The sequence below is a fragment of the Candidatus Thiodiazotropha sp. LNASS1 genome (genome assembly GCF_964212655.1).
Classification (GTDB): Bacteria; Pseudomonadota; Gammaproteobacteria; order Chromatiales; family Chromatiaceae; genus Thiodiazotropha.
Window position 1 is genome coordinate 3762139 of sequence record NZ_OZ156465.1, and the last position, 14179, is coordinate 3776317.

General features: G+C 50.8%; 12 protein-coding genes. 6 read left to right on the plus strand and 6 right to left on the minus strand.

Annotated features, from left to right (window positions below; genetic code table 11):
• Positions 1-180 precede the first annotated feature (180 nt).
• Both AB8516_RS16715 and AB8516_RS16720 read left to right on the plus strand, forming a co-directional pair.
• The gene (locus tag AB8516_RS16715) at positions 181-1122 is read left to right on the plus strand and encodes a cytochrome-c peroxidase (protein WP_369162374.1); all 942 of its coding nucleotides are present in this window, start codon (positions 181-183) and stop codon (positions 1120-1122) included.
• On the plus strand, positions 1119-3209 hold the full coding sequence (locus tag AB8516_RS16720; RefSeq protein WP_369162376.1) for an EAL domain-containing protein: 2091 nt from the start codon (positions 1119-1121) through the stop codon (positions 3207-3209). Before AB8516_RS16715 ends, AB8516_RS16720 begins: the two co-directional genes overlap by 4 nt.
• A 346-nt stretch (positions 3210-3555) precedes the next feature.
• On the opposite strand, the gene leuA is transcribed toward AB8516_RS16720, so the two are convergent.
• A complete protein-coding gene (leuA, locus tag AB8516_RS16725; RefSeq protein ID WP_369162378.1) occupies positions 3556-5244 on the minus strand; it encodes a 2-isopropylmalate synthase in 1689 nt (562 codons plus the stop codon).
• Between the two features lie 332 nt (positions 5245-5576).
• Here leuA and AB8516_RS16730 point away from each other — a divergent pair, with 332 nt between their 5' ends.
• Positions 5577-6038 (plus strand): Lrp/AsnC family transcriptional regulator, encoded by a 462-nt coding sequence (locus tag AB8516_RS16730; protein WP_108289321.1) that lies wholly within the window; start codon positions 5577-5579, stop codon positions 6036-6038.
• Between the two features lie 75 nt (positions 6039-6113).
• Here AB8516_RS16730 and AB8516_RS16735 read toward each other — a convergent pair whose 3' ends face one another.
• Positions 6114-6521: a hypothetical protein gene (locus AB8516_RS16735; RefSeq protein WP_108289322.1), complete on the minus strand. Its 408-nt coding sequence runs from the start codon at positions 6519-6521 to the stop codon at positions 6114-6116.
• A gap of 524 nt (positions 6522-7045) precedes the next feature.
• Here AB8516_RS16735 and AB8516_RS16740 point away from each other — a divergent pair.
• Together AB8516_RS16740 and AB8516_RS16745 are read left to right on the plus strand one after the other, a co-directional pair.
• Complete coding sequence (locus AB8516_RS16740; protein WP_369162381.1) at positions 7046-8500, plus strand: DUF5666 domain-containing protein; 1455 nt, start codon at positions 7046-7048, stop codon at positions 8498-8500.
• Positions 8501-8820: 320 nt separating this feature from the next.
• Positions 8821-9990 carry a diguanylate cyclase gene (locus tag AB8516_RS16745; RefSeq protein ID WP_369162383.1) on the plus strand — a complete coding sequence of 390 codons (1170 nt, stop codon included), beginning with the start codon at positions 8821-8823 and terminating at the stop codon, positions 9988-9990.
• A 154-nt stretch (positions 9991-10144) separates the two neighbouring features.
• On the opposite strand, the gene AB8516_RS16750 is transcribed toward AB8516_RS16745, so the two are convergent.
• The 3 genes from AB8516_RS16750 to argE all read right to left on the minus strand — a co-directional run bounded on the left by AB8516_RS16750 (position 10145) and on the right by argE (position 12912).
• The gene (locus AB8516_RS16750; RefSeq protein WP_369162385.1) at positions 10145-10285 is read right to left on the minus strand and encodes a hypothetical protein; all 141 of its coding nucleotides are present in this window, start codon (positions 10283-10285) and stop codon (positions 10145-10147) included.
• A 135-nt stretch (positions 10286-10420) separates the two neighbouring features.
• Positions 10421-11749 (minus strand): amino-acid N-acetyltransferase, encoded by a 1329-nt coding sequence (gene argA, locus AB8516_RS16755; RefSeq protein WP_369162386.1) that lies wholly within the window; start codon positions 11747-11749, stop codon positions 10421-10423.
• 17 nt (positions 11750-11766) lie between these two features.
• Positions 11767-12912 carry an acetylornithine deacetylase gene (gene argE, locus AB8516_RS16760; protein ID WP_369162387.1) on the minus strand — a complete coding sequence of 382 codons (1146 nt, stop codon included), beginning with the start codon at positions 12910-12912 and terminating at the stop codon, positions 11767-11769.
• Between the two features lie 269 nt (positions 12913-13181).
• On the opposite strand from argE, the gene AB8516_RS16765 reads away from it, so the two are divergent.
• Positions 13182-13589: a PilZ domain-containing protein gene (locus tag AB8516_RS16765; protein WP_069121198.1), complete on the plus strand. Its 408-nt coding sequence runs from the start codon at positions 13182-13184 to the stop codon at positions 13587-13589.
• 114 nt (positions 13590-13703) lie between these two features.
• Here the strand turns inward: AB8516_RS16765 and AB8516_RS16770 are convergent, their stop codons facing one another.
• Positions 13704-14021 carry a hypothetical protein gene (locus tag AB8516_RS16770; protein WP_069121197.1) on the minus strand — a complete coding sequence of 106 codons (318 nt, stop codon included), beginning with the start codon at positions 14019-14021 and terminating at the stop codon, positions 13704-13706.
• Positions 14022-14179 lie beyond the last annotated feature (158 nt).

The following is a 14179-nucleotide window of genomic DNA, read 5'->3' on the forward strand; positions in this document are numbered from 1 at the left end:
AACAATTTTACAATTCATTTTGCAGAGTGGGCTGTATACCAACAAAATCAATCATCTACGAAAAGAGCAGAGTGGCCGCTGGTTTAAGAAACCGTAGTCTCAGCCGATACCACTGGGTATGTCGTTTCGACTCCCGTTGTCAATTTGGGGGGGGAATCAATCAATGATCGGAAATATTCGATGCCGAGAGTATTTATACTAAGTATCCTCTTGCTGGCATCGCACCTGCTCAATCAGGCCATGGCCCTGCAACCCCTGCAGCCATTGCCTCAAGAAGTGGCCTATGACGAAGGCAAGGCACGATTGGGCAAGCGCCTGTTTTTCGATACCCTGCTCTCCAAGGACCGCAGTGTGTCCTGCGCCACCTGCCACGACCCCGATCACGGCGGCGCCGAGCCACGCCAGGTCTCCATTGGAATCGGAAACCAGAAGGGCACACTGAATGCGCCGACGGTTTACAATTCATATTACAATTTCAGGCAGTTCTGGGATGGCCGCGCCCTTGACCTGAAAGAACAGGCAGCCGGTCCTCTGCACAACCCTATAGAAATGGCTATGACGGCTGAGGAGGTAGTGCAGCGTCTCAACGATCATGCCGAATATCCGCTGCTTTTTTCACGCGTCTATCATCAGTCTCGCGTCCGGTTCGAAGATGTCACCGATGCCATCGCTGAGTTCGAGAAGGCCCTGTTTACACCGGACAGCCCTTTCGATCGCTACCTGAGAGGTGAAATTGAACTGGCGGCAGATGAAAAAGAGGGTTATCTGTTGTTCAGAACCATGGGTTGCGTCACCTGCCATAACGGTATCAATCTGGGTGGGAATTCGTATCAATATATCGGTGCGGTCAATCCGCTTGAGAAAGACGTTGAAGCCGGTGACCTCTATGCCCGTACCGGCGATCCCTTCGATCGCAACCGGTTCAAGGTGCCGAGCCTGCGCAATATTGAACTCACCTCACCCTATCTGCACGACGGTAGCAAAAGCACTCTGGGCGAAACGCTGGCGACCATGGCCTTCCACAATCTGGGGTTTGATCTCACAGCGGAGGAGAACCGTCAGCTGACCGCTTTTCTCAAGACGCTGACCGGCAAACGCCCTGCGATACTGGAGTCGCCGTGAGGCTTCAATTCAAGATCTATGTGGCATTGATTCTCGCCCTGCTGGCGGGATTGACCTTTTTTTATTCCAAGTCACGAACTGATGCGCTGCTGTCAGGTCATAATCAGGTTATCCATAATCTGGCAGAGATGGAGCTGATGAACAAGCGTGTGGACGAAGAGATATGGAGTACCGCCTACCGTCTCTATCACAATTATGATGAAGTGCACCGACTGATAAAGGAGATCAGGAATTTGGGGGGGGAGATACATGTCCTGGATTTCCTCGCCTCAGCGGAATACCGACCTTTCTGGGAAAAGCTAGACAAATTCAACCAGCTGTTGGAACAAAAGGAACAGGACATCATCCGTTACGCCACACTCAATTCCCTGGTCAAGAACTCGGTCTCCCATGTACCGGGACTGACGCATCGCTACATAAAGAATTTCGTCAATGAAGACCAGACGTACGTAGAGGACCTGTCGCAAGCGACCTCCCTCGTGTTTCTTGCCAGCAACGCTATGGATGCCGAGCTGCTGACCGGATTCAAGGAGGTGCTGCAAAGGCTGCAAGACAAGGAATTTGCCGATCCGGATAGAAAACGATTCAATCGGGTGTTTCTGTCGCATGCCCGAATCGTCGACAGATACCTGGCTCAGTACGTACCGGTTTTTACGGGGATTCTCGATATCCCCATCGATAAAGCCCTGCATGGCGCCAGTGAGCTGTTTCTCGATATCAGTAAACGGCAGGCAGAGAGTGTCCATCTTTGGTCACTGTTGATCACGCTTGCTTTCATCGGATCCCTGGGCATGATCGTCGTTTTTTTGATCAACCTGGACAGGCGGCACAGGGAATTGTCGGATTTACATACCGCACTTGAGCAGGGTGCGACCATCGACCGTCTGACCGGTTTACAAAACCGTTTCGCTTTCGAGCGTTCACTCAAGACTGACACTGAGCAGGCGCTTATCATTATCAACATCGATGGCTTCAAACATATTAATAACTTTTACGGTCATGAGGCCGGAGACAGTATTCTTGTGCAGATGGCAGCGGTTTTACAGTCTGCCCTAGCCCCGTTGGGGCATGGATTGTTCCGCCTCGGCGGTGACGATTTCGGTGTTCTTGTCGAAGGTGGAACGGATGATCCGGAAATGCTCGCTCGTAAACTGATACGGACAATGGAGCATGCGCTTTTTAGCTTTGACGACAATCCGGTACCGATCAATGTGACTGCCGGCCTGTCAACAGTCGCCCCGCTACTGGAAACGGCCAATCTGACACTCAACCAGATCAAGCGTACCCGGATGAAGTTTCTCGCCTACGATCCTGATGTGGGTCAAAAGGCCAGGATGAGAGACAACCTGAGTATGATCCGCGTATTGAAAGAGGCGATCAACAATGACGCGGTCATACCCTATTTCATGCCGATCATGAATAATCGCAGTCAGTGTATTGAGCATTACGAATGTCTGGTTCGCGTCATGACCGAGGATGGTACGCTTCTACTGCCCGATGAATTTCTGTCTGTTGCGAGAGAGGGGCGTCTGAATGCGGATCTGACACGGATCATGATTGAAAAGAGCTTTAAGGCATTTGCCGATACTGAGCTTGAGTTTTCGGTCAATCTTGCAATTGAGGATATTCTTGATCCGGAGGTGACAGAATTCCTGTTCCATCGACTTGAACAGTCACCCGGTATAGGACGGCGTCTGACTCTGGAGATACTGGAGAGTGAAGAGGTCAAAAGCTACGAAGCGATTGCGGATTTCGTCAGACGCTCGGCAGACTACGAATGCAGGATAGCTATCGATGATTTCGGCAGCGGTTACTCAAACCTGCGCCATCTATTGGAACTGAATATTCATACGCTGAAAATCGATGGATCGCTGATACGGAACATCATGGAGGATCCGCATGCCGCGCAGGCCATTCAGGCAATCACCACGCTTGCGCATAAAATCGGCATCACTTCGATAGTTGCAGAATATGTATGCTCAAAAGAGATCCAGGCTCGGGTCAGCGAAATGGGGATTGAGTATTCACAGGGATTCCATATCGGCCAGCCCCTGCCTCATTTACTTGAGCTGTCGAAGCTGGATTGAACACTCTCGGCTATCCACTCTACCTCTCCCCAGCAGTGGGCCTTGTAAAAGCAAGCCGCTAACAGACGTAAATCTTAATCAGTTCGCAAATGAGCGCAATTTCTGTATTTTTTATCTATCCCATATGGAGCGGCAGGTTAGGGGCTGTGTTGAAACATGTTGTACAGCAAATAGATATCTTACGTTTATTCGCGTTCATTTGCGGACATGAAAAACATTCGCGAGTATTCGCGGTTTACTAATACCACTCGCTATCGCCAGGTCACCGATTCAGTGACTGAATATTGTGAGTAATCAGGAGTTATTTTGTATCGGTTGCGACAATTCAGCAGTTGTCAGATCAATACTATCCTGTCATGCCGATATTCATCGCGCGTTCCTGTGCGATCTGATAAAGATTCAGTGCCGATATAAGGGATTTAAGTGAAGCGCTGACACTATCCTGATCAAATGCCGCTCCGGCGAATGATTGGCCATCTATATCAAGCAGTACATAGGCAACAGCTTCCGCGTCGGTACCCTCACCGATCGCATGTTCATGATAGTCAAGAACCCGCGCCTGTGTGTGAAAGGCTTGAGTCCAGGCGTCCATAAATGCAGAGATTGCCCCCTCACCCTGTCCGTGAATAGTCCTGGCTTGGTCGTTGTCTGACAGCTTGACATCGATCACGTCACTTCCCTGGTGGGAGTCAAGGCGGTAGCCTTCCAGCCTGGTGGGACGGATGTCGGCCACAAAGTGGTTTTGAAAGAGTTCAAAGATGGTTTTACTGTCGACCTCACCCTCACATGATTCGCTTGTCCGTTGCACAATGGCGGACAATTCCGTCTGGATCCAGCGCGGCAACATCAGAGCGTAATCCCGTTCCAGGACGTAGGCCACCCCTCCCTTGCCCGACTGGCTGTTGACCCGGATTACCGCCTGATAATCCCGGCCGATATCCTGTGGGTCGATCGGCAGATAGGCGACCTGCCAGGGTTCGTCCGATTGCTGGCGATGCAGACATTTACGAATAGCATCCTGATGGGAACCGGAGAAGGCGGTATACACCAACTCCCCCACCCAGGGGTGTCGCGGGTGCACCGGCAGGCCTGTGCACTGAGCATAAATCTGAATAATCTCGTCAGGTCTGGAGAGGTCGATCTCCGGATCAATACCCTGACTATAGAGATTCATGCCCATTGTAATCAGGTCCATGTTGCCGGTTCGCTCACCATTGCCCATCAATGTACCCTCAACCCGATCGGCGCCGGCAAGCAGGGCGAGTTCTGCGGCGGCTATCGCGCATCCACGATCATTATGGGTGTGAACAGAGACGATTACCGATTCGCGGTTCTGCAGATGTCGGCAGAAGTATTCAACCTGGTCTGCAAACAGATTTGGGGTGCTGCTCTCTACCGTGGCGGGCAGGTTGATAATACAGGGATCATCCGGTGTGGGCCGCCAGACATCGATGACCGCCGCGCAGACCTCCACGGCGTAATCCCATTCGGTATTTGAAAAACTCTCCGGTGAATATTGAAACACCCATTCGGTTTCAGGGTGGTTGGCGGCCTCACTTTGCAGCATTTCTGCTCCTTGAACAGCGATTTCCCTGATACCGTCGCGATTACGGTCAAAAACCCTTTCACGCTGCACCGTGGAGGTGGAATTGTAGACATGTACAATTGCCCGGTGTACGCCCTTCAAGGACTCAAAGGTCTTGCGGATCAATGTTTCACGGGCTTGCACCAGAACCTGGATCGTGACGTCGCGTGGAATCTGATCCTCTTCGATCAGCCAGCGCACGAAGTCATAATCGGTTTGGCTGGCGGCGGGGAAACCGACTTCTATCTGTTTCAGACCGAGCTTCACCAGGAGTGCCCACAAACGGCGTTTCTGTACCACATTCATTGGTTCAAGCAATGCCTGGTTGCCATCGCGTAAATCGACGCTGGCCCAGATCGGAGCGCTATCGATCGTCTGGTTTGGCCACTGGCGGTCATGCATCGGCACGGCCTGCATAGGACGGTATTTACGGTGGTCAAATCGGTTCACGGTGAATCTCCTGCAGCAGGTTTATTGGCTAACTATGTGAGCTCTTCCTGGCAACCGGGATGTCGCCACCGGCCATAACCAAATCCCTGGTCTTTATATGGCGATGAGGACTCCCCTGTGCAAACCCTTATGGGGTGATTGCCCCGTACCCGGAACTTGTGATTCCGGATCTTAATGAGTACGGCTTGTGGCCGATGGTGAAAGATTAATGCAGAATGACCGGCAATGGATTGCGAAATATACTTTAATATTTGCAAAAAAAATAAAATAATAGCTAAAATATATAAAATAACGCAATAAAATAGCGAAATATTTGACGATAGGGCAACTTGATGAATCTGGACCGCTACGATCGACACATACTAGATGAACTGCAGCGGGATGGACGTATCAGTAATCAGGACCTGGCCGAACGGATCGGTCTTTCTCCCTCGCCCTGCCTGCGTCGGGTACGCGCGTTGGAGGAGTCCGGCATCATCACCGGATATAGGGCCCAACTGGATGCGGGCAAATTGGATCTCAAACTGATGGCGCTGATACACATCGCCATGGATCGCCATACCCCCGAGCGTTTTGAAAATTTCGAACATAAGATCAAAAATCTGCCGGAGGTTCTGGAGTGTCTGCTGATCACCGGCCAAGATGCGGACTATCAAGTCAAGGTGGTAGTGCGGGATATGGAGGCCTATCAGGCCCTTTTATTGAATAAGATCACACGTATCGAGGGGGTAACGGGTGTCCACTCCAGTTTTGTCATGCGCAAGGTAGTGGATAAAAGGGCGTTGCCGGTTTGAGGCGGCGATCTACAATCAATTATTGATGGGGCCGGCATCTATTGCCCCGCTGAGTCCCACAACCTGATCCTTCGTCTATGCGCTGTTTTGCGCCTCGGTCAGTAATGGGGTCTGATAAAAGTGTTGGGACAGCCAGTTGACCGCCTCTTCCTCATCATAGAAGGACTTTACCGGGATATCCTTGAAATAGGTATTGGCCGCAATGCGCGTCATGATCACATCCTTGTGATCCCGTTCTATGAAGGCAACTGCCTTCAAGCGCCGTTTCGTCTGCTGAAGCATGGCTATCTGCACTGGAATTGAGATAGCGTAGCGCCCCTTTCTTACGATCAGTGTGGGAAGTGGGAGAGTGAACCTGTCCAAATAGTCAGTGACGGGTTTGATATCCTGTTCTGCCAGTTCTCCATTCGTATAGATGACAGCATGCAGATAGCGACCATCTTCTATACAGAGGGAGACTTTTCCAGTGTCAAGCGGTTCCATGCATATGATTATAGCCGATCCCGCACGACTGTATGTGTCCGAAATTTTCGGCTGTAAAAAATTAAGTCGCGTTGCTGTTTGAGTGTTCATGTAGCTGTTTCCATGCATTTGCACAGGCCCGATATGAGGTATGAGAACTGCCCCGTATCGAGGCTGTTAATCGCTCCTCTCTCTATTACGCAGGTGTCTATGATTGAAATTTGGGCCGGCGGCGGAGTCGCCACCACGAAAGGACATCGATTTGGCGCAGATCATCGGCTGTCAAGTGGGAGTCACCTTCCCTTCATCACTGCCATTCATGTCGTGCCGGTATGGGTGTAATCATAAATAATATCTTTATATTCAGTAGCTTAAATATTTTTTTCCATGGTAGTGTCTTAAGCAAATATTAATAAAAATCCACTTGAATAATTTTGGATTCGTCATATACTTTCTTCTGAAAATGGGAAAAATATCCCAAATTATCCACATACGACTATATACAACGCATTTGCCTGGGAATGTGTGTAGCGGAGGATATGTTAATGAATCAGTCTAAATCAGTAATGTTTGCTTCTACCTTTCTTATCGCTTTACTTGGGGCCTGTGGTGGTGGTGGGAGCGGTGACAGCGCTACCAGCAGCGGTGGTGATTTCATCACCGTTGGCAGGATCGACGGGTTTGGCAGTGTTTATGTCAATGGCATCAGGTTCGATACTTCACATACCCAATATCGGGTCGACGACGAACAGGGCTATGACGATTCATCGCTGGCGGTGGGAATGAAGGTGCGGGTGGAAGGATCAGTGAATCGGGATGATATGACGGGTGTTGCCGATGTCATTACCTATGATGATGACCTGGAGGGCCCGATAGATAGCGGATCTCTTGTGAAAAACAGTGAAGTGGCCACTTTTACCATCTTAAGGATGGCTGTCATGGTGGATGCCAACAGTACTGTGTTCGATGACGGGGCATCGTTTGAAGGCCTTGCCGAGGGACAAGAGATCGAAGTCAGTGGCTTTTTCGATGGCAGTCAGATTGTCGCATCCCGGCTTGAACTGCAAAACGATAATGATAGCGATTATGAGATAAAGGGAACGGTCACCAGCTATGACGGCAGTGAGATCACGCTGGTTTTGCAGAACGGAGTGGTAGCCGGGCCGTATCCCATCAGTTTAAATGTCGATTTGGATATACCTGCCGATCCTCTCGGCCTGTTTGTTGAGCTGAAGCTTGACAGCAGCGGGGGGCCTGCAGAGGTTGTTCGCATCGAGAGCGATGACATCGATCTTCTCGATGATGATGACGAGGATGTCTCACTGCGCGGGATTCTTTCAGGCGACGGAAATGGTGGATTTTCAGTGAATGGGGTCCAGATCGAAATTTCCCCGGTTACACGCTATGAACCCGATACACTTGAGGGCAACCTCGATGCAGGGATGGAGGTGGAAGTCGAAGGTCATATGCAGGGTGACATCTTGATCGCCGAAAAGATAGAGGCTGAAGACGGCGAGATCGAAATTGAAGCCCGGGTGAGCGGTGTTCAAAGCGTCGACGCGAAGAATGGTACGGTTAGCCTGGACCTGGGTAACAGTCAGAGTCTGAATATTGTGACCGATAACTCGACACTGTTTGAGGATAGTTCCGATTTTGATCAGGATGACGATGGCAGCTTCAATCTCGATGAGTTGATGGATGGAGATTATGTTGAAGTGGAGCTTAAGCGCATGGGTGATCAGTATATTGCCATCAGTATAGAGCGGGAGGATGAGTCGTCAGCGACAAAAGTAGAGGCACCGATCGATGCATTCAGCAGCCAGGTTTCTGTCACCCTGGTCGGCGCTGTATTCACTGTGTATGAAGCTACGGAATACAAGCTGGATGATGATCTGACAGACGCTGACTCATTTTTCAGTCAGTTGAATATCGGCGAAAGGGCCAAGATAAAGGACCGGGACGGGGATGCTTCCGTCGAAGAGATTGAATTGGAACGATAAGGTTTTTCGGAGCCATTAGCCTATACTTTTTCACTGTATCAATGTTTTGCCAGAGCTTGGCGGCAGATGCTTCGATAAGAGGCGTCTGCTGTCATTTTTTTGTGAGTGACTTGAGGCCATGCAAATATACTGCTCATGCATTGATCAACTCCTTTCGAGTACAATGGCGTCAGGTAAGCCAATACTAAAAGGCTTTGGTATTTGCCTGTGTAATTAGTGGTTGTTTGGCTTGTTGACCGGTGCTTGTTGTAAATGCGCCCTTTGATATATGCTCGTATAAATAAACAAGATTGGGGTCTCCTGACCCATTGGAACAGGCCATGTCGGTATTCAGATCGTTTATTCAACATCTCGGTGATAACTCCCGCATCTACTCGATAGGTGAACTGGATAAACTCATTTCCTCGGATGAGCATCCGGCGTATATGCGTAAGCACCGCGCTGAGCTGTTGCTTGAACGAATACGCTTTATCGCTTCGCTGTTATCAATCTTGATTCCCCTCTGGCTGGTCATCGACTTCTTGCTTCTGCCATTAAATCTGTTTTGGCCAATTGTGGCGATCAGGTTGTTGTCGACTGTACATTTTGTCTATCTGGCACGTTATCGTACAGAACAGGCCACGCTAAAAACGAGCCTGCTCCTGCTGGCAGGAATGCTGATCAATCTACCGCTGACATTCTTCGCCTCGGCTCACTATTTGGCGATGGTTCCACCAGAAAGTGTTTATCATCTTCCGATGGCGCTATATACACTCTTGCCCTACATCGCAGTTGGCCTGTTGGGATTGTTTCCACTGACACTCCTGGAGTGTGCGGTATTGGCACTGCTGATAGCCATGTTGACTGTGACAGGTTGGAGTTACTATGCGACTGTACCGGCATTGGAGCTATTGCCGACCTTGTGGCTGCTGATAATCATTCTGGGGATTGTGTTATTCACATCCACGATTCAGTTGCAGTATATGATCTCAATGATAACACGTACGGATCACGATCCCGTGACGGGTGCGCAGACCAGAAAGTCCGGAGTGCAGAGTCTGGCAAAAGCCTTTCAGCAGGCTAAATTACAAAATGAATTTCTGAGTATCGCGCTTGTTGATCTCGATAATGTGCAGAATATCATCGCAGAATTTGACTACGCGACTTATGACCATGTCGTACTGGAAGCGGCCGATATATTATCCGATGGCCTGCGCCACAACGATATGCTGGTCCATTGGGGGGAAAAGGTTTTTATGATGATTTTGCCGGGCACGGATTGCAAGGGGGCAAGGATTATTGCGCAACGAGTTCTCAATCAGGGCCTCGGCACCCTGCCTGATGGGCGTCCGGTCACGGCCAGTATCGGGGTTTGCGAAAGATCAGCCGATGAAATTGAGGAATGGTCCGGCATGTTGGAACTGGTTGATAACCGCAGAGATGACGCGAAGAGACAAGGTAAGGACCGGTATATCATTTGCAATGAAGAAATAGGAATGGCTGCAGAATAGGTTATTGTCTTTAAACCAGGCTTCAATCTTATCGGCGGAGCCGGGTGTGCAACAAAGCCAGCCCCGCGCAGCCTGGTATCCTTTCGTAAAAGTTGGTTTGTCGATCTGTTGTTACGCCTCATGCAGCAGGATGCTGAGGCGAGAAACCCATTGTTTATTGAAGCTTTAGAAACTCCGGTATAAGCCAGGGATCTCCCAAAACAACGCTCACATGGTTAATGATCAACAACATAAAGCCCATTAACAGCAGGGTATAGCCGGTTAGGCGCTGGAGGTCCGCTACTGCCTCTGTCATGGTTGTCTCCTCATCTGTTTTCAGATCACGAAACTATTATTAGCAGGAGATCCATGAATATAACAGAGTATTTTAGTAGGGAAATGTGCAGCCGCCCTGGAACTTCCCGGTGTGGCCGTTCTGAGAATGGCCGGCTCAGATCTTCTTCATGAAGACTTTTGCGTTACGACGGTAGTTGTAGAGTGCCTGTTTGCGCATTGGCAGGTTACGCAGATCGGCCTGTACAAAACCCCGTTCCCTGAACCAGTGAGCGGCTTGGGTGGTCAATATGAAAAGCTTATCTATCCCATTCTGCTGCGCTTTCCTTTCCATATAAGCCAACAGCCGGTCACCCCGATCACTGCCCCGATAGTCGGGATGTACCACCACACAGGCCAGTTCGGCCATCGCCTCCTTGGGATAGGGGAAGAGTGCGGCACACGCAATCGCCATGCCATCCCTCTCCATTAGGGTGAAACCGTCGATCTCTGTCTCCAGCAGCTCACGGGAACGACGAACCAGAACACCTGTCTTCTCAAGCGGCTCAATCAGTTCCAGCAGGCCGCCCACGTCATCGATACGGGCAGTACGGGTCTCTTCATAGGGCTCGGCGGTGATAAGCGTACCGATACCGTCCCGGGTGAAGAGCTCTTTCAACAGCGCCCCGTCTCGCTTACGGTTGACGATATGGATGCGCTTGACGCCACTGCGGCATGCATAGACGGCAGCCTCTAGATGATGCCTGAGATCATCCGGTAACTTTTTACGCCGTTGCAGTAACGCATCAACCTGTTTTGGAACAATATTCGTGATCAGTTGGTTGCGCGAGTCAGTCACCCCTTTGGCTTCGACAAGAGAGATCAGTTTTTCGGCGCCCAATGCAACTGCCACCGATGCGGCGACATCGGCGGAACTCAGATTGAATACCTCGCCTGTAGGGGAGTACCCCAGCGGCGGTACAATGGCGATGGCCCCTGCCTGTAGCCGTTGTTCCAGCCCTGTTGCGTCCACACGACGAACCTCACCGGTATGACAGTAGTCGATGCCGTTCCTGACACCGATCGGCTTGGCGGTGACAAAGTTTCCCGAGGCAGCCCGGATGCGGACACCCGCCATGGGCGAGTTTGCCAATCCCATCGACAACAGGGCCTCTATCTCCACCCGTACCGATCCGGCAGCCTCTTTTACACAGGTCAATGCAGCATTGTCGGTGACGCGCAGGCCTTCGACATATGCTGTTTTCACACCCCGGGTCTTGAGTCGTTCCTCGATTTGAGGACGGGCGCCGTGAACCAATACGAGGCGTATTCCCAAACCATGCAAGAGGGCGATGTCGTGTATCAGGTTGGCGAATCCGGCATCCACAACCGCCTCTCCCCCGAAGGAGATGATGAAGGTACGGCCTCGATGGGCATGGATATACGGGGATGAGTCCCGAAACCAGTCGACGAAGCTGTCTGGAACGTTGTTCGTGGGTTTTGTCATACAGTTTAACCCATTGTCTATAAACAGAATTGCCTGATCAGAGACTGTATCAGGTTGATCGCGGGTTGAATATGTTTTAGCGGCAGATATTCGTCCGGCTGGTGGGCCTGTTCGATGCTGCCAGGGCCGCAGATAACAGTCTGCATTCCCATGCTGTTGAAAAAGGGGCCTTCAGTACCGAAGGCAACCGCTCCCGACTCGGCGCCGGTGAGCTGTTCCACAGCTTGGACAATTGCAGCCTCCTGCGGCGTCTCCATTGCCGGGATGCCGTCGAAGACCGGCGTCAACTCCCAGTTCAAGTCGGCGTCATGCAGGCGTTTACTCAGCCTTTGTCTCAATTCACCACGCAGATTATTCAGGGACATCCCGGGCAATGGACGAAGATCGAACTGCAGTTCACACTGACCGCAGATCCGATTTGGGTTGTCTCCGCCATGGATATGGCCCAGATTGAGCGTCGGAAACGCGACCTTGAAGGCCTGGTTTTGATAACGCTGTTGCAGTTCGCTTCGCCATTGTATGACTTCGCCAAGGACCTGGTACATAGCATCCAGGGCATTCACTCCGAGGGAGGGATCACTTGAGTGCCCCGACTTGCCAATGATCCGAATCGACTCCATGGAGATACCTTTGTGCAGCCTTACCGGTTTCATGTCGGTTGGCTCGCCTATAATCGCATGACGTCCCAGCCGGCGATGCAGATCGGTGAGTGACTTAGCGCCACACATTGTACTCTCTTCATCCGCTGTGGCGATGATGACCAGAGGCTGTTTCAGTTGCTGCAGCGGCACTTCCCGAATCGCTTCGAGTATCACGGCAAAAAAACCCTTCATGTCAGCGCTTCCCATACCGTAGAAACGCCCGTCCCTTTCTTGCAGTTTCAGCGGATCACTGTGCCATTTCGCTTCATCGAAGGGAACGGTATCGGTATGGCCCGAAAGCACCAGACCCTCATTCCCCTGGCCGGCGCTGGCGATGAGATTGAATTTGTCAGGATGACCGGGAATGGTGAGTACTTCGGTCCTGAAACCCAAGGCATCGAACCAGCTCTCGAGGTGCTCGATGACCTCCCGGTTGCTCATATCCCAGGCAGGGTTGACGCTGCTGACTGAAGCGGCGTTGATCAGGCAGCTTAGCGTGCCTTGTAATGTCATTCTTTTCATGGCTCAGATTCTGTGGTCATGGATGACATCTTGCAACCCGGTTAAGCAGGGTGACAGGCCTTTCATTCCGAATTGACTGCAATACTTCACGAAAAAAGGATATGGATCTGAAGAGTCACATTAACAGTCATAGTGAATTTCATCGTAACTTGCAAAAATCCGCTTCCTTTGCTTTTGTTATAACCAGGATTATGATAACAGGAGTTGTTCCCGCTAATTGTGTTATCAGAATTTGCCACAGTCCTGGATTGTGGTGAGAAAAAACAGAAATGCGCCTATATATCCGACATCCGACTGATGTGCCGATCGATTTCCAGATTGGTGGGCAAGCCTCCACCAATCGCGAAACCTTGACTAACTACAGTGAAGGCGGGCTCTGTTTTATGTCCGATGTGAAGATAGATGCCGGCACCGAGATCCATATCGCTATCCCCATTACACCGCCACAATTTCACGCCACAGGTATCGTGGTATGGTGCCATAAGGAACGGGACAATTATCTTGTAGGCATCAAATTCTCTGAGGAGGAGACTGCCTATGCGGTACGCATGGTAGAACAGCTCTGTTATATCGAACACTATAAGCAAAGCATAAAACAGTCACAGGGACGCGATCTCACGGGAGAAGAGGCAGCCCTGGAATGGATCGATAAATATGCCGGTGATTTTCCCACATAAGACGCTTTGTTTGTCTGATGGTTGTTCCAATCCCGGGGATCATCGGCCTATCACGCAGTGTGTCGATCCTGCCTCCGCATGCGGGGGATGCTGTTGCACATAGGCGTATCGGCCCTATTTCATCAGAACGGCTGCCGCGAATGCGCCAATACTCAACAGAAAGAATACCGCGGCGGAGGGTTTCCACATCGTATAGTTCAATGTCTGTGCATTGCTGTTGTGCATCACAATCGTTAGAATCCCGGCGATCAGAAAGATCCCGCCTGCGGCGTAGGCGATTACCTGCAGGTATTCGATCTTGACCCGGGTCGAGCCTGAGACGCCTCCGCCGATGGTTTCGAATTTGTTGGCCAGGAGGGGCGCCGAGAAAAGGAGCGTCAGAAACAGGCTCCGTGCCAGGTATCTTATATAGCGAACAGGTCCAAGAGTCACTGTGATAGCCCTCAATTAAACATTATCAAGTGTAGTCATTCCAGTTGTCGGCAGTAGGCTCTATTTCTTCACTCAGCACCCCATGGCCATGCCGATCGGATATAGGCCAAGATTGCCTGTATGAATCGGCCAAGTCAGGTCAACGGCTCCAACGACGG

Bases quoted from the DNA above. Each gene is read 5' to 3' on its own strand.
- AB8516_RS16765 (WP_069121198.1), top strand. From the start codon at position 13,182: ATGCGCCTATATATCCGACATCCGACTGATGTGCCGATCGATTTCCAG.
- argE (WP_369162387.1), bottom strand. From the start codon at position 12,912: ATGAAAAGAATGACATTACAAGGCACGCTAAGCTGCCTGATCAACGCC.
- AB8516_RS16715 (WP_369162374.1), top strand. From the start codon at position 181: ATGCCGAGAGTATTTATACTAAGTATCCTCTTGCTGGCATCGCACCTG.
- AB8516_RS16750 (WP_369162385.1), bottom strand. From the start codon at position 10,285: ATGACAGAGGCAGTAGCGGACCTCCAGCGCCTAACCGGCTATACCCTG.
- argA (WP_369162386.1), bottom strand. From the start codon at position 11,749: ATGACAAAACCCACGAACAACGTTCCAGACAGCTTCGTCGACTGGTTT.
- AB8516_RS16745 (WP_369162383.1), top strand. From the start codon at position 8,821: ATGTCGGTATTCAGATCGTTTATTCAACATCTCGGTGATAACTCCCGC.
- AB8516_RS16730 (WP_108289321.1), top strand. From the start codon at position 5,577: ATGAATCTGGACCGCTACGATCGACACATACTAGATGAACTGCAGCGG.
- AB8516_RS16735 (WP_108289322.1), bottom strand. From the start codon at position 6,521: ATGGAACCGCTTGACACTGGAAAAGTCTCCCTCTGTATAGAAGATGGT.
- AB8516_RS16740 (WP_369162381.1), top strand. From the start codon at position 7,046: ATGAATCAGTCTAAATCAGTAATGTTTGCTTCTACCTTTCTTATCGCT.